Origin of the sequence: uncultured Maribacter sp. (assembly GCF_963977385.1) — a bacterium.
In the GTDB taxonomy this organism is placed as follows: Bacteria; Bacteroidota; Bacteroidia; order Flavobacteriales; family Flavobacteriaceae; genus Maribacter.
Genome location: NZ_CAXBOU010000026.1, coordinates 22,567 through 45,179 on the forward strand (window position 1 = coordinate 22,567; position 22,613 = coordinate 45,179).

17 protein-coding genes and 1 tRNA gene are annotated in these 22,613 nt (G+C 34.4%); 7 read left to right on the top strand and 11 right to left on the bottom strand.

Translation table 11 applies throughout. The features are described from left to right. Position 1: 1 nt before the first annotated feature. The 6 genes from AAC084_RS19945 to AAC084_RS19970 all read right to left on the bottom strand — a co-directional run bounded on the left by AAC084_RS19945 (position 2) and on the right by AAC084_RS19970 (position 3,725). On the bottom strand, positions 2 to 382 hold the full coding sequence (locus tag AAC084_RS19945; RefSeq protein ID WP_339842053.1) for a DUF6876 family protein: 381 nt from the start codon (positions 380 to 382) through the stop codon (positions 2 to 4). 80 nt (positions 383 to 462) lie between these two features. Beyond that, on the bottom strand, positions 463 to 807 hold the full coding sequence (gene ssb / locus AAC084_RS19950; protein WP_339842054.1) for a single-stranded DNA-binding protein: 345 nt from the start codon (positions 805 to 807) through the stop codon (positions 463 to 465). Between the two features lie 56 nt (positions 808 to 863). After that, positions 864 to 1,106, bottom strand: coding sequence for a hypothetical protein (locus AAC084_RS19955; RefSeq protein ID WP_339842055.1), 243 nt, complete (start codon positions 1,104 to 1,106; stop codon positions 864 to 866). A 548-nt stretch (positions 1,107 to 1,654) separates the two neighbouring features. Continuing rightward, positions 1,655 to 3,343: a hypothetical protein gene (locus AAC084_RS19960; RefSeq protein ID WP_339842056.1), complete on the bottom strand. Its 1,689-nt coding sequence runs from the start codon at positions 3,341 to 3,343 to the stop codon at positions 1,655 to 1,657. Positions 3,344 to 3,527: 184 nt separating this feature from the next. After that, a tRNA-Leu gene (locus tag AAC084_RS19965) sits at positions 3,528 to 3,609 on the bottom strand. Beyond that, positions 3,588 to 3,725, bottom strand: coding sequence for a hypothetical protein (locus AAC084_RS19970; RefSeq protein WP_339842057.1), 138 nt, complete (start codon positions 3,723 to 3,725; stop codon positions 3,588 to 3,590). Before AAC084_RS19970 ends, AAC084_RS19965 begins: the two co-directional genes overlap by 22 nt. A gap of 88 nt (positions 3,726 to 3,813) precedes the next feature. Between AAC084_RS19970 and AAC084_RS19975 the strand changes: the two genes are divergently transcribed. Continuing rightward, positions 3,814 to 5,202 carry a dipeptidase gene (locus AAC084_RS19975; protein ID WP_339842058.1) on the top strand — a complete coding sequence of 463 codons (1,389 nt, stop codon included), beginning with the start codon at positions 3,814 to 3,816 and terminating at the stop codon, positions 5,200 to 5,202. 97 nt (positions 5,203 to 5,299) lie between these two features. Here the strand turns inward: AAC084_RS19975 and AAC084_RS19980 are convergent, their stop codons facing one another. After that, positions 5,300 to 5,878, bottom strand: a complete 579-nt coding sequence (locus AAC084_RS19980; protein WP_339842059.1) for a PhnA domain-containing protein — start codon at positions 5,876 to 5,878, stop codon at positions 5,300 to 5,302. A gap of 221 nt (positions 5,879 to 6,099) precedes the next feature. On the opposite strand from AAC084_RS19980, the gene AAC084_RS19985 reads away from it, so the two are divergent. The 4 genes from AAC084_RS19985 (at position 6,100) to AAC084_RS20000 (ending at position 9,418) form a co-directional block, all read left to right on the top strand. Further along, positions 6,100 to 6,465, top strand: coding sequence for a BlaI/MecI/CopY family transcriptional regulator (locus tag AAC084_RS19985; protein ID WP_339842060.1), 366 nt, complete (start codon positions 6,100 to 6,102; stop codon positions 6,463 to 6,465). 2 nt (positions 6,466 to 6,467) lie between these two features. Further along, positions 6,468 to 7,841: a M56 family metallopeptidase gene (locus AAC084_RS19990; protein ID WP_339842061.1), complete on the top strand. Its 1,374-nt coding sequence runs from the start codon at positions 6,468 to 6,470 to the stop codon at positions 7,839 to 7,841. A 72-nt stretch (positions 7,842 to 7,913) separates the two neighbouring features. Then, positions 7,914 to 8,177, top strand: coding sequence for a hypothetical protein (locus tag AAC084_RS19995; protein WP_339842062.1), 264 nt, complete (start codon positions 7,914 to 7,916; stop codon positions 8,175 to 8,177). A gap of 137 nt (positions 8,178 to 8,314) precedes the next feature. Further along, a complete protein-coding gene (locus AAC084_RS20000; RefSeq protein WP_339842063.1) occupies positions 8,315 to 9,418 on the top strand; it encodes a DUF4407 domain-containing protein in 1,104 nt (367 codons plus the stop codon). A gap of 59 nt (positions 9,419 to 9,477) precedes the next feature. On the opposite strand, the gene AAC084_RS20005 is transcribed toward AAC084_RS20000, so the two are convergent. Continuing rightward, a complete protein-coding gene (locus tag AAC084_RS20005) occupies positions 9,478 to 9,606 on the bottom strand; it encodes a hypothetical protein (protein ID WP_339842064.1) in 129 nt (42 codons plus the stop codon). 424 nt (positions 9,607 to 10,030) lie between these two features. Here AAC084_RS20005 and AAC084_RS20010 point away from each other — a divergent pair, with 424 nt between their 5' ends. Next, positions 10,031 to 15,025 (top strand): translocation/assembly module TamB domain-containing protein, encoded by a 4,995-nt coding sequence (locus AAC084_RS20010; protein ID WP_339842065.1) that lies wholly within the window; start codon positions 10,031 to 10,033, stop codon positions 15,023 to 15,025. A gap of 10 nt (positions 15,026 to 15,035) precedes the next feature. Then, complete coding sequence (locus AAC084_RS20015; RefSeq protein WP_339842066.1) at positions 15,036 to 17,360, top strand: BamA/TamA family outer membrane protein; 2,325 nt, start codon at positions 15,036 to 15,038, stop codon at positions 17,358 to 17,360. 4 nt (positions 17,361 to 17,364) lie between these two features. Here AAC084_RS20015 and AAC084_RS20020 read toward each other — a convergent pair whose 3' ends face one another. The 3 genes from AAC084_RS20020 to AAC084_RS20030 all read right to left on the bottom strand — a co-directional run bounded on the left by AAC084_RS20020 (position 17,365) and on the right by AAC084_RS20030 (position 22,612). Continuing rightward, on the bottom strand, positions 17,365 to 18,366 hold the full coding sequence (locus tag AAC084_RS20020; RefSeq protein WP_339842067.1) for a metal-dependent hydrolase: 1,002 nt from the start codon (positions 18,364 to 18,366) through the stop codon (positions 17,365 to 17,367). 23 nt (positions 18,367 to 18,389) lie between these two features. Then, a complete protein-coding gene (locus tag AAC084_RS20025; protein WP_339842068.1) occupies positions 18,390 to 20,699 on the bottom strand; it encodes a hypothetical protein in 2,310 nt (769 codons plus the stop codon). 140 nt (positions 20,700 to 20,839) lie between these two features. Beyond that, entirely contained in the window at positions 20,840 to 22,612 is a 1,773-nt protein-coding gene (locus AAC084_RS20030; protein ID WP_339842069.1) for a DNA mismatch repair protein MutS, read from the bottom strand. Position 22,613: the final 1 nt, after the last annotated feature.

The window sequence follows — 22,613 nt, forward strand, 5'->3', positions numbered from 1 at the left end:
TTTAGTATTCGTTTGGTAACATCAGCGTATTATTTACAAAAAATAAACGCAATTCATCAAGGGGAAAATCGGTTACTTTATATCCATGTTTTTCGAGAATATTATCGTTGCCATCGGTATAAATAATTTCAGCTTCATAACCTGTAAAATCCTGTTTTTCTTTGGACAATCTTCTAAAGTCTATGGTTACAAATTCACTTCTATTCATCAGACTTTTTGCAATTACGGATGTGTCCGTAATCAGCCAAAAACATTCTGCGACCTCGGACAAATATTTTAGTCCGTCCGTAAATCGGGTTCGTAATAATGGAATAGAATAGAACATTTCCGTACCGTGAAAATGTTGTAATCCTTCTTTAATTTCGTTAACTTGTACTTTCATTGTGAATATATTTAATGTGTGAATAATGAAAAAAAGAGGGCGCATCTTTAGACGGTTACGCCCTCTTTAATTTTTGAATCCTACTTTTCGTTTTTACTTCCAAGTAATAGGATTTCATTTGCTTCAACCTCTGTTACATAGCGTTCATTGCCATCATCGGTTGTATAGGTTCGGGTTTTAATTTTCCCTGTAACACCTAGTTCTTTACCCTTGCTTACAAATTTTTCTATAATTTCAGCAGTCTTTCCCCAAGCAACTACAGTATGCCAATTGGTGTCCGTTTGTTTTTCGCCTTTGGCATCTTTGTAATACTCGTTTGTAGCCAATGAAAAACGTGCTACTTTTTTACCGCTTTCAAGGTTTGTAATGGTTGGCTCTTGTCCAACGTTTCCGATTAACTGTACGTGATTTTTTAAAGTACCCATATTAAAATATTTAAGAATTAATTAAAATCTATCTGAACCATTCAGACAGTTTGCATTTATATTTTTTGAAGTGATTTACTTATTATATCTTGAGCGTTTTCCTTTTTTGTTTTTTTTGGTGCTGCTTCCTTTTTGATGTTTTTGTAAGATTTCATAAGATTCATTTTAGATTTACTTCCCATAGCGCCCTCGCTGTTACCTTTTTTTGTTGCTGATACATTTTCAATATTTGGAATTGATAAGGACTTATAAAAAGTGAAGCGTAGCGAGAACGGTTTATGCAGTCCGTTCAACTTCAAAATGTTGGTATTTTGCTTTCGAAAAAAGGGTATAACGGCGAGGGTGCGGATGTAAGTCTAAAGGCTTTTGTGAAATACAAAAACATAGGAAGCGGTACCAAATGAATAATGGAATTCCGATTTGGCGGACGCTATTCACAGTTTTAGCTCTGAAATGAAGTGTCCCGTTCCAGGGCAGCGGATCGGGTTAACGGAATGGAAAGCTAAAATTGGGGATTGTGTCCAAGACCTGTGCAGGGAAGCTCTTTTCCCGAAATGTAGTTTTTCGCGAAATGCAGGGGAATGTGCTTACCGGATTATGAAAACTGATTATTCTCGTTTAGTAGTATGTTAAGCGGACTTGACTTTAAAGGTGTAGATTGGGAATGAAGTGTTTCCCGCTTTTTTTAAGGGATTAATGAAATGGAAATCGGAAACTTTGAAGTTGTGTCCAAGATATTTAAAGTGAAGCGTATTTACCGAAATGAAGCTTTTTCTGCGGAATGCAGGGGAATGAGCTGAATGGACTACGGAGAAAGTCAATCCTTTTTAACGTTATATGGAATATCTTATTCTTCAGATAATACATCACGGAACTTATCTACCATTAATTCTCTCGGAAATTTATATTCCGAAAATCGATTGCTTACAGGGGAAAGTTTGTGATGGAAATAGCCATTAGCTTGTTCACGCCCATTTTTTAAATTAGGGTTATTAATTTTCTTTTGAAAATTCATACCGCGGTGATGCTCTTCTATTATTTTTCTAAAATTGGAATCTTTTTCCTTTAGATGTGGTAGCCAATAAATTAAAGTATCCATATCTATAAAAGTCAAATCTCTAATAAAATTACGATTGTATTTATCCCCAAGTTTTTCCTTGACCAGCTCCAAATACCATTTATTCAAGATATAGTTCATCCCTAAAATCTCAAAAATTCTATCGCTAACTAATAGTATAGGGAAAATTGTTATATTCTTTTTATGGTTGACATACTCATCGTAAGGGAACTTATCCTCCAAAATTTGTTCGATAGATTTTACTAACTGCCCGATTCCTACTGCACGATTATCATCCTTAAGAAACTTTTTTTTTAATAACTTTTTAATTTCCGCTATATCGGATGAACTTTTAATGCCTGCGGCTACAAGAATGTCCTTATTTTCGAAGAGATAAACCCTGTTGTTATGACGTACGTAATAATCGGGTTCATTGTCTTTTGTATTTTCAATCTGTTTCTTGACCAGATATTTCCAGTGAAAGATGTCGTCAAGAACAATTTTCATTAGAAATTCCTCAGAAAATTCAGTGTTGTAAAAACTAAAGAACCTACCGTCCTTTGGTTTTAAATTATGGTGCTTGTTATATGCATCTTTAAGTATGAAACGAACACTCTTAAAAAACTTATCTACTACAAAGAAAAAGTCGATGATAGAAAAAGTCTGATGATCAATTTCATAGATAGGATAATTTTTAAGGTTTGTAAAATCTGTCGACTCTTCTATTTCAGCTGAAGCCAAAGTTTTGAGAAAACGTAATTTATCTTTTTCTTCTAATCGGAGTTTGTAGCTATTATTGAGTTTTAAATTTAGAAGAGTTGCAAAGAGCAGTTTGACTTGTTTTTTCAAATCTTCGGTATCGTCTTCACCAAATATTTCACAGAGAGCATTCCGTAAATATTTATATTCTGCTTTTGATCCCAAAAACTGAAGAAGGTGTTCAAACTTTATCAAAGTAACATATACCAATTTTCCAAATTCCAAGTCGGTGTTAGAATAGATGCCAATGTCCGCAGAAGAAAATGCCATCGTAATGAGCATTTCTGCCATCCTATCAATATTCTCTTGTGCATCGCCGAAGTATTGCTTGGTATTGACCTCTTTATTAATTACCAAGAATGCCTTTAAAATATTTAGCTCATCAGCCGTTTTGTCGTCGTTAGGATTGTCGTCCAACAAACACTTGCGATTGGCCAAGATAGTTTCAGAAAGCCTTAAACTGGCCTCTCTTGAAATGACTTCAGGTTTTTCAAGAATCTCATTTTCCTTACCATATTTAGTGACTCTTTGAATTATATCCCAACTAACGTCGGGATCAGAAATAAAATTATCAAAATTAGGTTGTGGAACGGTGGTCGTAAAACCTATGATTCCAAGTAAGGTTGAAGAAGATACCTGGCTTAAATAATATAATATAGGTTTTGGTTCCTCCTCGGGAAAAACATTTTCGAATTCAAGTCTTTGAACAGTTCTTATCATATGCGCCCCATAAAATTAATTATTTAATACTCGTGAAAATAGTATTTGAAATCAAAATGCGCTATTTGGTATCAACTTAAATATTAATGCAAAAATACCAAAATGTTTTACCTATGTTGTACCTGTCCTTTTTTTCGGTTCGATTTCAAACAAAAAAAAGCCGAAGATTTCTCTTCGGCTTTTGTACAGGTGGGGAGACTCGAACTCCCACACCTTGCGGCACCAGATCCTAAGTCTGGCGTGTCTACCAATTCCACCACACCTGCATTTTAGAATCTTTTTCGACTTTTACTTGTCTAAGTCCTAAGTCTAGCGTGTCTACCAATTCCACCACGCCTGCATACTTTCCAAAACCACAGATATCGTGATTATCGGGGTGCAAATATAATGCAAAAATTCAATTCTCTAAATTTTAGCTATTTAAAAATTACTCTTTTTGTACTTTTATCAAAAGTTACATAAAATATAGCATGCAAAACGTAAATAAATATCTTTCGGAAAACAAAGACCGATTTTTAAATGAGCTCATTGAACTACTTAAGATTCCGTCTGTTAGTGCCGATCCTGCCTTTTCACAAGATGTTGTGGATACGGCCGAAACGGTTAAGATAAGATTAGAAGAAGCAGGTTGCGATGTAGTGGAAATTCATGAAACTGCAGGATACCCTATTGTTTATGGCGAAAAAATCATTAATCCAGATTTACCGACCGTATTAGTTTATGGCCATTATGATGTACAACCAGCAGACCCAATAGACTTATGGGATTCTCCTCCTTTTGAACCTGTTATCAAAAAAACAGACGCACACCCAGAAGGTGCTATTTATGCTCGAGGCGCCTGTGATGATAAAGGCCAAATGTACATGCATGTAAAAGCAATGGAGTTGATGGTGAAAACCAATCAATTACCTTGTAATGTTAAGTTCATGATTGAAGGCGAAGAAGAAGTTGGTAGTAACAATTTGGGTATTTATGTGGCTGCGAATAAAGAGAAGTTAGCTAATGATGTTATTTTAATTTCTGATACCGGTATGATTGCCAACGACGTACCTTCTATTACTACAGGACTCAGGGGATTAAGTTATGTAGAAGTTGAAGTTACCGGACCAAACAGAGATTTACATTCGGGCCTATATGGCGGTGCAGTTGCCAACCCTATCAATATTCTGACAAAAATGATTGCCAGTCTGCATGATGAAAATAATCATGTAACCATACCTGGTTTTTACGATAAGGTAGAAGAACTGTCAAAAGAAGAACGAGCTGAAATGGCAAAAGCACCATTCAGTTTAGAGAATTATCAAAAGGCACTTGATATTGAATCTGTTTATGGTGAAAAAGGATATTCTACTAATGAGCGTACCTCCATTAGACCAACATTAGATGTCAATGGTATTTGGGGCGGTTATATTGGTGAAGGTGCCAAAACTGTCATTGCAAGCAAAGCCTTTGCAAAAATATCAATGCGTTTGGTACCCAATCAAGATTGGAAAGAAATCACAGAATTATTTAAAACTCATTTCGAAGCTATAGCTCCAAAAGGTGTCAACGTAAAAGTAAAACCGCATCATGGCGGACAAGGATATGTTACACCAATTGATACCATTGCGTATCAAGCTGCTTCAAAAGCATATGAAACTACTTTTGGCAAAAAGCCAATTCCACAACGAAGTGGTGGTAGTATTCCTATTGTTTCTTTGTTTGAAAAAGAATTAGGTAGTAAAACTATTCTAATGGGCTTTGGCTTGGATAGTGATGCCATTCACTCCCCTAACGAGCATTTCGGAGTTTGGAATTATTTTAAGGGTATAGAAACCATCCCGTATTTCTACCAGTATTTTACGGATATGAACAAATAAAATAAACATCTTTGCGAGTAAAACGAAGCAATCTGTAAGTTTAGAATACCAAACTTACAGATTGCTTCGTCGCTAAATAGCTACTCGCAAAGACGTTTTATATTTTCTTCACGTACTTTGTAATAATAACAGTAAGCGTAGGTCCTACTTTACCTTCAATAAATTCTGCATTCTCGCGATCTAAAGAAATTCTACGAACCGCAGTACCTTGCTTGGCAACTTGGCTAGACCCTTTTATTTTAAGGTCTTTGATCAGCACAACACTATCTCCATTCTCTAGAATAACACCATTCACATCTCTATGAATAATTTTATCGGCTTCTGCCATTCCTTCCCCTGTGGCTTTTGCCCAATCTAAAGCTTCTGGCTCCAAATATATCATATCCAAAAGGTCTTTAGGCCATCCCTCAGACTTTAAACGCGATAACATACGCCATGCAATGACCTTGACAGAATCATACTCACTCCACATGCTATCATTAAGACAGCGCCAGTGATTGGCATCCATTTGCTCTGGGTCTTCAATTTGGGTGCGACAAGTTTCACACGCCAAAATACTAGAGTCAACTCCACTTATAGATACTGGCTCCACTTCAAATACTGCTAAATTATTGGTACCCGTACACAGTTCGCAAGTTGAACCGCTACGTGCTTCCAAATCAGATAATACACTCATTATTGGTTGTTTTAAAAACAAACTTACATCTTTTTCATGGGGTGGTTGGGCCTTTCCCAAAAGAATTGGGGTCGGGCTATTCGTTACAAGTACGCTTCGCAAAAGGCGAATGCGGGCTTTTCACTTCTACCCCTAAGGCAAAAATAGATATTTAGCCTCTACATTTGTAGAATTAAAATATTTGTTCTATGTTTGTAGAATACATTCTAAACTTGTAGAAAATGCAGTTGTCAAAATCAGAAGAAGAATTAATGAATATCCTCTGGAAACAGAAGAAAGCTTTTATGAAAGATTTGCTTGACGCTTATCCAAACCCTAAACCTGCCACCACTACGGTAGCAACTCTTCTTAAACGTATGACTGATAAAGGCTTTATTGATTACAAAAAATTTGGACGAAGTAGAGAATACTTTCCGCTTGTGAAAAAGAAAGACTACTTCTCAAAACACGTAAACGGACTCATTAAAAACTTTTTCAACGATAGTGCAAGTCAGTTCGCTTCGTTTTTCACCCAAGAAACCAATTTGAGTAAAACCGAATTAGAAGATTTAAAGAAATTGATAGATAGTGAAATATTAAAGAAATAATTATGCTAGTATATATTCTAAAATCCACGGTCTGCCTCGCTATTCTGTACGTGTTTTACAACGTATTTTTAGAAAAGGAAAGTATACATAGATTAAAACGGTTCTATTTGCTTGGCGCATTACTATTCTCACTAATAGTCCCTGCCTTGGTATTTACAGAATATGTTGAACCTGAGCCTGTAAATCAAATATCCAACGCAACAGAACAAGCTGTTCAACAATCAGAAGATATCATCAATGTACCACCAGCATTAGAAACGGATGTTTTAGATGTAGCTCCTTTACTGTGGAGCATCTATTTTGTTGGACTTTTCTTTTTTGGTTTAAAATTCTTGAGAAACCTATTACAGATAGTTTCTAGAATACGTAAAAACCCAAAGCATAAATTAGCTAGAATAACACAAGTACTCTTACAAGAAAAAATTACACCTCATACCTTTATGAGTTATATTTTTCTCAATAAATCTAAATTTGAAAGCAATCAGATTCCCAAAGAAGTCCTGTTACATGAAGAAACCCATGCCAAACAAAAACACAGTTTAGATGTTCTTTTTGTAGAACTCTTACAAGTTATACTTTGGGTAAACCCATTGATTTATCTGTCTAAAAAAGCCATAAAATTAAATCACGAGTTTTTGGCAGATCAATCCGTATTAGAAAACAACATCGACCAGACATCTTATAAGAATACGTTACTATCGTACTTATCACCCGATAGTGAAAAGAAGTATCAGCCGCTGTCAAATGCCATCAATTATTCATCAATCAAAAAACGTTTTACAATCATGAAAAAACAAACATCAACAAAAGGGATTGTTTTGAGAAGCACACTACTTCTCCCCTTACTCACAGTTTTACTTGTAGGTTTTAGTGAAACCAAAACTATCGTCGAAAAAGAAAATACTACAAGTAGTGTACATATTGCTGATTCGGAGATAAATCTAGAAATTGAAAAGTACAATGCATTAGCTAAAAAATACAATGCCATTCCAATTACAGAAAGGGTCATCCCTTTTAATGATTTAAACTTATTGGAAAGCTTGTACAGAAATATGAGTGCTACTCAAAAAGAGACCGCGCAACCTTTTCCCGAATGTTTGCCAAAAGAAAATCAAGAAAGCGCAACAAAAGCACAAATACTTGAATATAATGAACTGGCAAAAAAATACAATGAGATGATAGGGATAAATGGCAACATTAGAATACTAAAATCAGATGTAGACCAATTAACTTATATCTATGGCATAATGTCTAAAAAGCAAAAAGCATCAGCGCAACCATTCCCAGATTTCCCTGAGCCACCGCCTGCACCAAAAGCTCCAAAGGCACCTAGTACTTCTGATTATGCAGATAAAGAAATAAAAAGAATAATATAGACCCAAGACCCTAATGACTCAAACACCTTAACAAGGATTGAACCTTCTGGAGTAAACCCTCCAAAAGCACGAATGGCCCCTAAAGTAAAAAAAGGAGAGAAAAGTAACATTCCACCACCACCTTCTGCCCCACCAACACCAACACCACCTTCACCTTTAGACTACGTTATTGACGTAGCAAAAAAAGGAGCTACTTTTATGTATGAAGATGATAAGGTTTCTTCAGACAAAGCCATTGATTTATTAAAGAAAAACAAAGAGTTAAATATTGAATCGCGCAACAAAAACGGCAAGCAAATTGTTCGAATTACAAAAGACCCTGTAACAATCGAATAGAAATAACGTCAAACATATGTTAAAGCCCTCTTTTCGAGGGCTTTTTGCGTACCAAAAATTAAATAGTTACGTTCTCACGTTATACACCATCATCAACTTGCCTGCCGTAAGGTGGGTCAAAAAACAAATCAATCATCATGATACAAAAATTTTTTATTCTTTGCTCTGGGGCAGATGCCGAACTCTTAGAAACCTGTTCTAAAGGAGAACAAAACAAGTATGCCGGTATAGGAGCCACAGTATTCTTTACGGCCGTTATGGCATTTATCGCTAGTAGTTATGCGCTTTTTACGGTATTCGATAATGTGTATACCGCAGTATTCTTCGGTCTCATTTGGGGTTTATTGATTTTCAACTTAGATAGATTCATTGTTAGTACCATAAAAAAGCGAAACAAGTTTAGTCAAGAATTCTTTCAAGCTACTCCACGAATACTATTAGCCGTTATTATAGCAATAGTAATTTCTAAACCTCTAGAGATGAAAATCTTTGAAAAGGAAATCAATCAAGTATTATTAGAACAAAAAAATGAATTGACTTTAGCCAATAAAGAACAATTAGCGCTACAATACACTCCACAAGCTGAAAAATTAAATCAAGATATTGCTGCCCTAAAATCAGAAATAGCAACTAAAGAAGCCGAAACAAATGCCTTGTATGATGTCTACATTAATGAAGCCGAAGGCACTGCAGGCACCAAATTATTAGGAAAAGGTCCGGTGTATGCAGAAAAACGTGAAAAGCATGATGCCGCTTTGACTGAATTAAACGAACTAAAAGCAGCAAATGCTGAAAAAATAACTGGTATTGAAACTCAAATTACTGCATTAAATATTGAATATGCAGAAGTAGTAAAAAACTCCCAACCCATTATTGATGGTTTTGACGGGTTAATGGCAAGAATTACGGCTTTAGATGAACTGCCTTGGTTACCATCATTCTTTATTTTCCTATTGTTTTTGGCAATCGAGACTTCTCCAATAATTGTCAAATTATTAGCCCCAAAGGGTGAGTATGATATAAAATTAGAAGAAGAGGAAAGTATTCTTTCATCATGGGTTGCGCAAAAAGTGGCACAGCGTAAATTGATTGTTTCTACAGATGGCGATATCAACCAAAAAATTTATGAAGATTTGAAAGGTGAAGAAGAGTTATATGGGTACAAAAAGAAAAAAGCAGAAGAATTGTTACGCTTACAAGCAGATAGCTTCCATAACATTCAGGTAAAAGGTCTTAAATAAAAAAGGACCGATATTTCTATTGGTCCTTTACAGATTTGGGGGAACTACTTAAACAATTATTATATGGCCATAGCTTCTAAATCTAACTCTGTATTGGTAATATTATAATTACAGATTTCATAAATTTCATCTTTACTGGTTGTTTCAAAATAACCTAAACATCTTGTCATATTTTTAACCGATTTCATATGTAGAATAATTTGGTGAAATTCTTAATTTATCATTTTCTACACTCCAAAGGTATCTACTTCATTAATGCTTAATTATGACTTATCGTTAAAACCAACTTTAGTGTAGTTAGAATGAAGATATATATCGATGAGTAAAAACACCATAAAATAATTAAGGAGATTTTAGCAAGAAACTCAATAGCTATATAGATAATCTTAATTCGAAATAAGTTAAAATTATAGTACAGTAGTCTTAACTTTGCATCATTATGGCAACATTTAAAGAAACCAAGAAAAAGAAGAGAAGGTTTTATAACCTGGTTATCATAATAGTACTACTAATTATAATTGCTACAGGTTTTATGGCGCAGCTTGGATCTTAGTTTATCAAAGCTCAGAATTGAATATGACTATTCAATCTTAAAATGTTTACCATATGACCATGAAAAATCTAAAAATTAAAAAATATTTAAAACTCTTCGGGAAGATTATTCTCAGTGTTTTAATACTATTTTTTATTTTAGTTTTGGTAATTAGAACCCCTTGGGCTCAAAATCTCATTGTTTCTAAAGTAACCAAGTACATTTCAGATAAGACGAATACAAAGGTTGCCGTTGGTAATTTATTCTTAACTTTTTCTGGAGATTTAAAAGCAGAAGAAATTTACTTAGAAGATATAAAGGGTGACACTTTATTTTACTCCAAGTCACTTCAAGCAGACATTCCTATTTACCCCGTTCTATTTAAGAATCAGTTATCGATAGATGGGGTTATTTCCAATGGTGTTGTAGCAAACATCAGCAGAACCAATAAGGTAGCCGAATTTAACTTCTCTTTTCTAATAGATGCATTAACCGCTCCGACCGATAGTAATGCTACAACTACTGAACCAATGAAGATTTCATTGGGTGACTTAAATTTATCTGATTGGGAGTTGAATTATAATGATGCTTACTTAGGAACGGACATAAAACTTATTTTAGGGAAACTAGCTGTTAATGTTAATGAATTTGACTTGGAAAAGATGAAATTCTCGATAGACGAATTCTCCTTAAATGACACACAATTCAGCTATTTACAGTCACATCCATTTCCTGTGAGTGAAGACACTACTAGTACGTTGTTGCCTTATATTGAAGTCGATGAATTTAGCATAAATAATCTTTTAGTCAATTACAATGGTAAACCAGATGGCCTCAATACCGATTTAAAATTAGGAACAATTAATCTGACTAATATTTTGGCTAATGTTGCCGATAATCAATACGAAACAGATGATCTAATATTTAATGACTCTCACATTAAACTAAATCTGACCACTGAGGAAACTATAGTACAGAATACCAACGCAGATACGAGCTTTAAATGGCCCGAATTTATTTTAGCGGCCAAGAACATAGAGATTCAGAAAAACTCGTTTACCTATACGCTAAACAACACCCAACAAAAAGAAAATCTATTTGACTCAAATGCATTTCAAATACAACAGTTAAAACTACGCGCATCTGACTTTGAATATCATCCAGAAAAGTTTAACCTAGATGTGTCCGAATTTTTATTTTCTGAGCCAAGCGGTATTCATCTAAATCAATTAGCTTTTAAAGCTGGGTTGACCAACACGTATGCTTTGTTGTCAGATGTTATACTTCAAATAAACCAAAGCTCGGCAGAGGCAAATTTAAAAGTTCAATTTCAATCATTGAACAAAGCATTCAAAAATCCGAAGAACAGTACCTTATCCGCCTCAATTTCAAACCTAATTATAGACGTTGGCGATGTACTAAAATTTGCACCCGAACTTACCCAAAATAAATACTTAGATTCTTTATCAAAACATAACATAACAGGCTTTTTTAAAGCTGAAGGAAACTTAAAGAAAGTTGATAATCTTAATACCAAATTACAATGGGGACCTAACACTAAATTAGCCACAAAAGGATCAATAAACAATCTGACCAATGTAGATTCACTTCAATACAGCTTGAACAATATTAACTTATCAAGCACTAAAAATGATATAAATCAATTAATATCGTCAAAAGAAATCGGAATTTCGGTTCCAGAAACCTTAGTAGCCACAGGCAGCCTATCTGGAGGAACAACTTGGGTAAAGTCCGATTTAGATATCAAAATACCCGAAGGTTATGCTCATGTTAAAGCCAAGGTTGATTTTGGGAAAATGATGCGTTTCAATGGTGCAGTTTCGGTCGATAGTTTACAATTAAATAAACTTCTTCAAAACGAACAATTGGGCAAATTATCCCTCAGCCTAAAAGGCTCAGGTTCCGGTACAACTTTAGGCACTATAAACGCAGATGTTGAAGGAATCATTTCACAATTTCAATACGCCGGTTATACCTATAAGACCATTGATATTTCTGGTAATATGAAAGATGGTAATGGAAAAGTTACAGCCAATATCAATGACCCTAATTTAAACATGAAGGCCATATCTACTCTTGTTTTAGAATCAGAAAATAATGACATTACATTTAGTTCAAATATTATTGGAGCAGATTTGCAAAAGTTGGGACTTACAAAGAATAACATTAAAGTTGCAGCGAATATAGATGGAAATTATACCGGAACACCTTCAAACTTTACTATTAAGACTGATATAAACGATGGTATTGCAATAGCGGATAACGAACAATATCAAATTTCAACAGTAACATTAAGAGCGCATATTGAAGATTCTATTACCGATGTTTCTATACGCAGCAACTTTCTAAATGGGGAACTTTCATCGAATGCATCACCCAATCGTATTGCAGATGCCCTTAAAAAACAAATAGAACATTACTTCACAAATGACACTCTGGCTTATGAGCCAAAAGATAGCATCGAGGCAAAACTGGCACTCGCGATAGTACCAACCCCAGTTTTATCGAAAGTATTTTTCAATGGAGTAAAAGACTTAGATTCCTTGAATATCGACGCCAGCTTCAATTCAAGAACACAACGAATCTCAGCCGAAGTAAAAGTGCCACATATAACTTACGCTGGAAGCTCTGTAGATAGTTTAAATGCCTTTTTAAAAGGAGATTCTCTTGACCTTAAATTCTCAGCAGGTATAGCCGAATTAATTTATGACCCGATTCACTTAAAACAAACCTACCTAGAGGGAAGTCTTAAAAACAAACAACTCGTTTTAGATTTTAACTCTAAAAATGACACAGTTCAAGTAATGCATATATCATCTTCATTAGTATTTCAAAAAGATACACTGAAGCTGCATATATATCCTGAGAATTTGACACTCAACAATAAACAATGGGAAATACCCGAAGATAACAACATAGTAATTGCAGAGTCGTATACCGGTTTTCAAAATATTATACTAAGCAGAAATTCTCAAAAATTGGAAATTTCTACTAAGGTTCCTAGAATGGAAGTGGACCATATAGGTATCTTATTCGAAAATTTTCAATTGCAGACCTTTCTAAGTTTTTTCAATCCTGATGAAGCTTTAGCAAAAGGCAAGGTAGAAGGCGATTTTGTGATTCTTAATCCGTATGCAGCAACTGGTTTGACGGCCAATATTGATATCAAAGATTTTCACATATTATCTAACCCGTTAGGTACGTTAACGCTAGATGCTTCTTCAAAATCACTGACTGAATATGACTTCGATTTAGCATTAAAAGATGGCGCTGCCAATTTGACCTTAACAGGCGATTATACAGCAAAAGAAACTTCCGCAGACCTAAACATGGAGCTTGACATTCAAAAATTGGAAGCTAGCATAATACAGGGGTTTGCCAAGGAACAACTTACTGATGCCAAAGGATATATTGACGGTAGTTTACTCTTAAGAGGAACACTTTCAGAACCGAAATATTCTGGAAGACTAAACTTTAATGATTTTGGATTAAGCTTATCTTCTTACAAGACTGCTTTAGTAATTAATGATCAAGCAATAGATATAAATCAAAATGAAATAACTTTTAATAGCTTTAAAATTGATGATGTCAACCAAGGCACACTAAATTTAGATGGACGAATTACAACAAAAAACATATTAAACCCTGGTTTTGACCTTACCGTTAAGACCGATAAATTTAGAGTGTTAGATTCTAAAAAAGGCGATGATGAACTAGTGTATGGTATCGCCAGTATTAGTGCCGATTTACAAGTTGGAGGTAATTTAGAACTGCCCGTCATAAATGGTAAACTCAGAGTTAGAGATATTACTGACCTTACTTATTTAGTACCACAAGACCAATTAGACATACAAGAGCGTGATGGTGTTGTCATTTTTGTAAATAGAGAAAATCCTGATGCTATATTGACACGTAAAGACAGTGAGGTATCAAATTCGTTCTTCGCTGGCATGGATATCAACACCACCTTAGAAATTGGCAATGAAGCTAAATTTACTATTGTATTAGATGAAAAGACACAAGATAAATTACAGGCTTCGGGTGATGCAACCCTAAACCTAAACATCGACCCAAACCAAGATATTCGTTTATCTGGCAGGTTAGAACTTAATTCGGGTTTTTATCGAACCAGTTTATATAATTTGGTGAGTCGCGAATTTACATTACAAAAAGGAAGTAGTATAGTTTGGAGTGGTGACCCTTATGATGCTAAAATGGATGTGACCGCTATTTATGAGATTGAAACTTCGGCTGCTTCTTTAATGTCTTCTATTAGTTATGGTCAAGATAGCAGTGTATCTGGCGCTTACCAACAATCTGCACCCTTTTTGGTCTATTTGAATATAGATGGACAACTTATGCAGCCAGAACTGTCTTTCGCATTGGATATGCCCGAAAATGCTCGAGGTAATTTTGGTGGAGCTGTTTATGGCCGCATTCAACAACTGAACCAACAGGAATCTGAATTGAATAAGCAGGTATTTTCATTATTGGCGCTCAATCGATTCTACCCTACTACAGGTAGTGATGGTAGTTCTGGTGGGGCAATATCTATTGCACGAAATAATGTAAACAAAGTTCTTTCTAGTGAACTAACTTCCATTTCGAACAAACTGTTAGGTAAAACCGGTTTTCAACTAGGCTTTGATTTAGATAGCTTTGACGATTATGAGAGTGGCACAGCACAAAGCCGTACACAGCTTAATATAAACGCCAGTAAAAAGCTTTTTGATGATAGATTGATAGTTACCGCAGGCAGTGCTGTAGATGTAGAAGGTAGTGCTTCGTCGAGCGATACGGCAACACCTTTAATCGGTAATGTAACTTTAGAGTATTTGTTAACCGAAGAAGGTACCTATAGATTAAAAGGGTTTAGAAGACAGGAATATCAAAACGTTATCGATGGTCAATTGATCGTTACTGGGGTAGCCTTTATTTTTGACCGTGAGTTTAATAAGTTCAGTCAATTATTTAATCCGTTGAAAAAAGAGAATCCCGTAAAAAATCCATCAAAAGAAGTTGAACAGAAAAAAGAAAAAGTAAAAAATAATTGATTTCACACTATTGAAAAACAACAACTATACATATAAAACATTATTCAGTTTGGTTTTCTTGTTTATCTATTCATGCGGTATAGAGAAGTATATACCCGAAGGTGAACAATTATACACTGGTGCTGAACTTGAACTAGAAACAGTAAGTGCTTTAAAAGACGGTAAAGAGGTTAAAACAGAATTATTCAATCTTATAGAACCAAACCCAAACGCTACTTTTTTAGGGATGAAACCCGCTCTATTTTTTCATTACAAAGCACAACGTGAAAAACCTGGCTTTTTATATAAATTCTTGAATAAATCATTTGGTGAAGCGCCTGTTTATTTTTCAGATGTAAATACAGAACGGGTAGAAGAATTGATATTAAATAGACTGGATAATAATGGTTTCTTCTATAGTCGCTCAGATTCAGAAACGACCGTTGACGGCAAATTTGCTTCCGTGAATTATTCGGCAAGTTTACCAGAACCTTATGTATTGGAGAATTACAATCTAGAATCAGATTCCCTACCTATTTATAAGGAAATAGAAAAAATGTTGTCGGAAACTGCTTTAGTCAAAGGAGACCGTTTCGACCTCGATTTATTAAAAACGGAAAGAGCTCGATTAAACAACGGTCTTAAACAACGAGGATTTTATAATAGCCAAGAAGACCTTTTGATATTTGAAGCGGATACCAATCAATATAAAAACAAAAAGTTTGACCTTTTTCTAAGGCTTAAAAAAGATGTGCCCGCTCGTGCTTCTATTCCTTATACAATTGATTCTATCACGGTTTACCCAAATTACTCCATTGAAGGAGATACATTGCCTTTGACAAAAATTAATGTCACCCAAATTGACAGTATCGACTTTGTTCAAAATGAATTGTATTTTAAACCAGAATTACTAGAATCCTATCTGCTATTCAATAAAGGTGACTTGTATGATGCTAGCATATCAAAACAAACTAGCAACCGGTTATCCGCATTAGGGAGTTACAAATATGTAAATATTCAATATACCGAGCTAGACACCACTGCCACAGATGGTGATGGTGGTTCTTTGGCTGCCAATATCTATTTAGCACCATTAACAAAGCGCTCTATACGGGCAGAATTACAAGCCGTAACCAAATCTAACGGATTTACAGGCCCAGGAATTCTATTGACCCATAGCAATAGAAATGTTTTTAATGGTGGAGAAACTTTTAGTGTTTCAGCTAATTTTTCTTATGAATCTCAGCTTTCTAGCGGAAGTAATTCGAGTTTAAGTAGTATCGCAGGTGGTATAAACGCAGACCTTATTATTCCTAGGTCTATTCCATTTTCACCAAGTAGATTTAAATATGCTGTACCTAAAACTAAGATTTCTTTGGGCTTAGATTTTCTCCAGCGAAGCCAATTGTTCACATTAAGTTCTGCAAATGCATCTTTTGGGTATACATGGAAAGAAAACCAATATGTATATCATCAGTTAGACCCCATTAGTATTAATTATTCTCGACTAACGAATGTAACAGATGAGTTTCAAACGATACTTGATGACAACCCCTTCTTAAGTTTAAGCTTTGAGCAACGATTTATTGCTGGTCTTTTATATAGTTTCACCTACGATGAAGTCTCAAACATTAATAAAGAATATCCTCTTTATTTTGCCACAAATTTCGATTTAGCTGGTAACATGTTAAATCTTGTAAGTGGTAGTTCAAAAACCATTTTCGGCTCAGAATATGCTCAATATGCCAAAGTTGATGCTGATTTAAGGTTTTATATGCGATGGAAAAAAGAACGCACTTTGGTTTCGCGGATCTATGCCGGTTGGGGAGTGCCTTATGGCAATAGCCAAACCCTACCATTTGTAAAACAGTTTTACTCCGGTGGCCCTTATAGTGTAAGAGCTTTTAATATACGCTCTTTAGGACCTGGAAATTTTAACGCCGAAACTGAAAATTCAACAACAGATTATTTTGACCAATCTGGTAATTTAAAATTAGAAGCCAATGTTGAATATCGGTTTCCTTTATTCTCTTATTTAAAAGGTGCCTTTTTTATTGATGCCGGTAATGTATGGCTAACTGGCGATTATTCAGATATTGAAGATGACCAACTAACAAGCAGCTTTTCTCAAACCCTTTTTACCGATGGTAAGTTTGAAAAAGATTGGTTAAAGGAAGTTGCGGCTGGGGTAGGTTTTGGACTTCGATTAGATATTCAAAATTTTGTTATTCGGCTTGATTTAGCTTCACCGTTACGAGTTCCTTACCTACCTGAAAACAATCGATGGAATGCACCCTTCTTTGGAAATGTTGATAATAACATGACATTGAATTTTGCCATAGGATATCCATTCTAATAATTTAATTCCCCCAAATACGTAGCCATAAAGATGCCATAAGACGTTTAGCATCCCGTTTAAATTTTGGCATTTCTTCAACGCTTATATCTTCCCCATTGGGTACAAGCTTGTAACTGAATGCAAATTGAGTATCAGTTTCATCCATACTAATTAATCCGAATCTTAGGTCATTAAAATAGAGCTGGCCATTCTTTTCTGAAATGATATACCAACCTTCGGTTATTTGTATGAGTCGTTTTATCTTATCATTTGATTTTAAACTTCCCAATAGTTCGTGATTTTTTGGGTATGATTTAAACGCAATGGGCTTGGAGTCTAAAAAAGAATAATCACCCATTAAATAGGCTTCCTCTGTTTCAATATTGGCCATCCAAAGAATAGTATTAAAGGGTGCAGGTCTTGTATTCATTTGAATGTAATCTAGACCATGAATATCAAGCGCATTTTCAAACTTCTGAAAAGCAATCCCTTTTAGTAGTAGTGTCAACAATAAGTATGAACTACTTATGATTAGTCCGAGTCTAACATATCTTCTTCGTTTTAGGGATGTTCTATTTTGAAACATTGCCAATATCAAGATGATGATAAAAGGTACGGTGTATAAAGGGTCAATAACAAAAACACTTTGAAAGGCCAACCGGGTTTTCAATGGCCAAAAGAGTTGTGTTCCCCATGTAGTAAATGCATCTAAAACTGGATGAGTGAAAAGGCCCCAAAACATAAGCCAAGACCAATCTTTCCAAGAAGCATCTTCTTTGCGATTCAACCTCCAAACTAGCCAACCAAGAATTGGTGCAAATAACACCGAAAAGAAAATCGAATGACTGAATCCTCTATGCCACTCGGTTGCAGTAACCGTATCCATAAAATAGCGCGTAAGCACATCTAAATCAGGAATGGTACCTGCAATTGCACCATAAAACATCGCCTTATTCCCAACTTTTTTACCTAGTACAGTTTCACCAACTGCTGCACCAAGGACAATTTGAGTTAATGAATCCATTTATAAATTTAAAATCATGTGCATTAATTAATCAAAAGGTTTTGCTCCCAAGAAATTAAATTTCCGTCTGCATTCATTCCTTCAATAAAAAAAGAAATATCTTTTTGTAATGTGTTTAATATTTTAAATGTAGCAACTCCATTATCATTGATTTTTAAATCGGGAACCCAATGTATAGTTCCAAAATTTTCAAACTCGTCAGAAAGGTAAGAACTGTATTTAGGCGTATAAAACTTTTTAACCGGTTCAAAACCCTCCCGTAATTCATACTTCAAAATGTTTTCATCGCTTTTATCAAATTGAGCATCGAGATCTCTAGGTCTTCTTCTTGTATATATTCGAATAACACCACCAGATCCTCTTATTCCTTCGCGCGCACCTGTTTTATCAATTAAAAACCCTTCAACTTCATTAGTTGGCATTCTATACAACAAATCGAAACTCGTCAATCGTACATTATCCAAATAAATTACAGGAACTGGCATGGACCTTTTTGAATCAAAAGACTGTACCGTTCGTACCCTAATAATTACACGATCCGTACTGCCCCAAGTGAGCTCTTCACGAACATAGTAACCCCTAGAACGAATTATATCGCTAATTAGCGGAAAGCTAAATTCAATATCTTCAGTTACTTCTGTCACCTTGCCTTTTAAATACTTAGGAATAAATACATTATTTTCAATAACAGTTTTTATCTTATCATCAACTACGGTAACCTCATTTAAACTAATCGTATTATCCAAATAAATTAAGTCAGGCCCTTTCATTTCAACACTTGTATTCTCATTTACAACTTCAGCTTTTTCCTTCCATATATTTTTAATTCTATCTGGAATTTCACCAAACCTTACATTCAAATTAATATTCGGTTTCGTCAATTTTTCATTTTTACTTATAAGTGCGAAATTCAATTGCTCCCCTTTAACCGGAAAATACTTTTGCACAAGAAATCGATTATTCAAGATATCTAAGTAGATACTCTTATTATCAGGAAAACTCAACAGTAATTTATCCTCTGAAGAAATTCCCGTACTGTTTATAGTTCCTTCCAAATCAACCCCATTCTCAAATTCATAAAATTGATTCGGCGGACTTTTAAGGATGTCGCTCCAATCATATTTTGACCATCCTTGGGTCAATAACAACAAATCTAAATCATTCTTCTTTTTAGCCGTAATTTCCTTAAAATAATAACTTGGATTCTCAATGATACCTTTTACGTAGGGTTTTAAATAAAATGTACTGTAAATAGAATGCTGGTGATTATAAGATATGGTACTACTTGGTAAAACAGACACACTTAAGTTTTGTTTTCCGTTATTCAAACCCAACACTTTAATTTGAATTTTTAAGGAATCCCCTTTCGTCGATAACTTATTTACTTCTACTTTTCCTTCCAAAAGATTTAAGTGGTTGAACACAAGCCTCTCTGCTATCGGTTTTCCATTCGGGTCAAAAAGGGTTAAAATATTCATTCCAGCAATAAGCACATCCTTATTCAATATTTTTGATACAAACAATTCGTTTTTTGGAAATATAATTGGAATTCTATTCGCATTACCATCTCGATGAATCAACAGATTAAATGGTTTGTCTTGAATATATTCTTTCGTAGCACTATTAGTAATTAAACTAATGATTAATCTTTCATCATCAACATTTTTAACGCTCAACGAAATACCCATTGGCTCAGCCTTTTGAATAGTTGACGTTTGTACGCTACCGTTACTAAACTTAATTTTTGCAATATATTCCATCCCCTTCCTTGGGTTGAAATTAAATTTCCCTAATCCAAATATTGATGTTGAAAATCTGGCGACTTGAACATTATTTGTGTCAAAAATAGAACCTTCTAAAATATCTACCCCAAAACCATAATCATCTACAATTTTAACACCCATTACATTAGGCGCATTTTCTATAAGATTACCCCCTTCTGGCATAAATTGAACATGATATTTATCGACTAAAGCAGGCTTCGTTATTGGTTCCTCATTTAGAATTACAATTTTCTGAATAAAGGAATCATCTTCCTCGAAGTTTTTCATCCAATTTGTACTAGTTCTTACATAATAATCGCCACTTGGGAAGGTAGAATCTATTTCAATATTTCCATTAAAAAAACCATCTTTAGCCCTGAATAAATAGTCACGTATGCGTTTACCATTCGCGTCATATATACCTAAATGTGCCGTTGAACTTTGTCGAAAAGGTTTACTATTATGTCTGTCATAAATATATCCTTTTAACCATATTTCTTCATTTACTATGTAAGTACTCTTATTTAAATGAACAAAAACAGACTCTCTAGGTAATTCGAAATATTTCAAAAATTTCTCTTTAACTAGTTTATTACCTATATCGTTTTGTGCCAATAATAAATTGGATAATAGGACAAATAATACAAAGTGAATTCTATACATCTTTGACAGTAGCTTATTTTGATGTACCTAAAATACAAGTAAAAATATTAATCAATAATCCCCATTTTTTTCAAGAGAAATGAAGCATTCATATTCTGACAGATACCATCTTTAAAGGTATAATCGAAATGTAGTTCGTCATCAATAATTTCAGCGTCAAAATAATGATTCTTAACTGCCGAATACTCATTGGCCACTTCACATAAACTTAAATCATGTGTTGCAATAATACCGGTAGACTTACTTTTAACCAATCTTTCTAAGAATTTTCGAGAACCTAATGCTTTATCAGTGCTATTGGTACCCTTTAAAATCTCATCTAATACAATGAAATAACGATCGGTCTGAATTTCATCTACAATGTAACGTAGTCTTTTTAGCTCAGAAAAGAAATACGATTCATCGTCAGTCAAAGAATCGGTCGTACGCATACTGGTAATCAATTTTATGGGTGAATACGTAACCGCCTCAGCACAAACTGGCAGCCCAACATTGGCCATCATAATCTGTAAAGAAACAGTTCTTAAAAAAGTACTCTTGCCAGCCATATTGGCCCCTGTAATTATAAAAAATTGACCACCTTCAATAGTAATATCATTTAAAATACTTTTTGCAGGGTCTAATAACGGGTGTCCTGCATTTTTTGCTTTTAACACCACATCATCATTGCTAATCTTAGGATACGTAAAAGAAGGGTGATTAAATGCGAAATTTCCTAAACTACTATAAGCATCAAAAAAAGCAATGGTTTCAAACCAAGTTTCAACAGCACTGCCATGATTACTAATCCATTTTTCAATTGCTAAACAATCAGTTAACGAACGTAAAAAAAATCCGTTGGCAAAAATTAGATACAGCAAGTTATTGTTGCGATCAAGATTACTTAGTAGCGATGCGAATTTTTTAAGAACTTTTGAATTTTTTTCTCCCTTACTTAAGATATTAGCCTGTTTCTTCTTTAATAACACGGAAGTAAAATCTGTTGCCTCAATCATTTCTAATAATTGATTGTACTGGTCAAAAGTAGATTTCATTTTGGTAGCACTCTGCCCTAAACTAGTTACTTTTTTAGTAAATACCCCAACTATAATTATCCCTAAAACCAACCAAGTAATTAAAAACGATTCAGGTATTTGATCTAAGAAATAGGCAATGAAAATACCGATTGAAAATACCGAGAAAACCATTGGTATATAGTTCATGGCCTTTGGCACAAATGGCTTGTAATGTTTCAACCATTTAGCAATAGTATGGGTAGAAGTTTCTGTTTTAGTTAAAGCAGCCATTGCTGAAAATTCTTGGCGCCAATCAACCTTTTCACCCATTTCTGTAATGGCCTCTTGCTTATCCGCTATATTATTAATAGTATTTTCTTTATAGATATTAGCCAGCAGTAAACTACCCTCAGTCAATTTAGTTCGATTAGTCACCTGATAAAAGGAACCTTCACCAAACAGGTCTATATCTTGACTAAAAAAATGGGTGTCCTCGGCAAATTCTTTACCATTATGTAATAATGAATAATCCCTTTTCAAAACTTTCAACTCAAGTAAATTGAGTTTTTTTAATTCTTCTTTCTTAGATTTTAAATACTTAAGATTCGAATATTTGGTGACCAAAAATAAAAAAAGAGGAATGCCAACACATAAAACACCAATTACATATTTGGCATTGACCGAAGCAAAATAAACCGCAACAATAGTTCCTAAAAATATGATTAAGCGTAAAGTGCTAAACAAAAACAGTTTTTTATTTAATGCTTCAACATCTTCATCAAAACCCTTAACTTTCTGGGTGTAAAATTCCTCTAAATTCTTCATG

Coding starts and splice junctions, on each gene's coding strand:
- AAC084_RS20010 (WP_339842065.1), top strand. CDS start 10,031: ATGAAAAATCTAAAAATTAAAAAATATTTAAAACTCTTCGGGAAGATT.
- AAC084_RS19990 (WP_339842061.1), top strand. CDS start 6,468: ATGCTAGTATATATTCTAAAATCCACGGTCTGCCTCGCTATTCTGTAC.
- AAC084_RS20030 (WP_339842069.1), bottom strand. CDS start 22,612: ATGAAGAATTTAGAGGAATTTTACACCCAGAAAGTTAAGGGTTTTGAT.
- AAC084_RS20000 (WP_339842063.1), top strand. CDS start 8,315: ATGATACAAAAATTTTTTATTCTTTGCTCTGGGGCAGATGCCGAACTC.
- AAC084_RS19995 (WP_339842062.1), top strand. CDS start 7,914: ATGGCCCCTAAAGTAAAAAAAGGAGAGAAAAGTAACATTCCACCACCA.
- AAC084_RS20020 (WP_339842067.1), bottom strand. CDS start 18,366: ATGGATTCATTAACTCAAATTGTCCTTGGTGCAGCAGTTGGTGAAACT.
- AAC084_RS19985 (WP_339842060.1), top strand. CDS start 6,100: ATGCAGTTGTCAAAATCAGAAGAAGAATTAATGAATATCCTCTGGAAA.
- AAC084_RS19945 (WP_339842053.1), bottom strand. CDS start 382: ATGAAAGTACAAGTTAACGAAATTAAAGAAGGATTACAACATTTTCAC.
- AAC084_RS19960 (WP_339842056.1), bottom strand. CDS start 3,343: ATGATAAGAACTGTTCAAAGACTTGAATTCGAAAATGTTTTTCCCGAG.
- AAC084_RS20005 (WP_339842064.1), bottom strand. CDS start 9,606: ATGAAATCGGTTAAAAATATGACAAGATGTTTAGGTTATTTTGAAACA.
- AAC084_RS19980 (WP_339842059.1), bottom strand. CDS start 5,878: ATGAGTGTATTATCTGATTTGGAAGCACGTAGCGGTTCAACTTGCGAA.
- AAC084_RS19975 (WP_339842058.1), top strand. CDS start 3,814: ATGCAAAACGTAAATAAATATCTTTCGGAAAACAAAGACCGATTTTTA.
- ssb (WP_339842054.1), bottom strand. CDS start 807: ATGGGTACTTTAAAAAATCACGTACAGTTAATCGGAAACGTTGGACAA.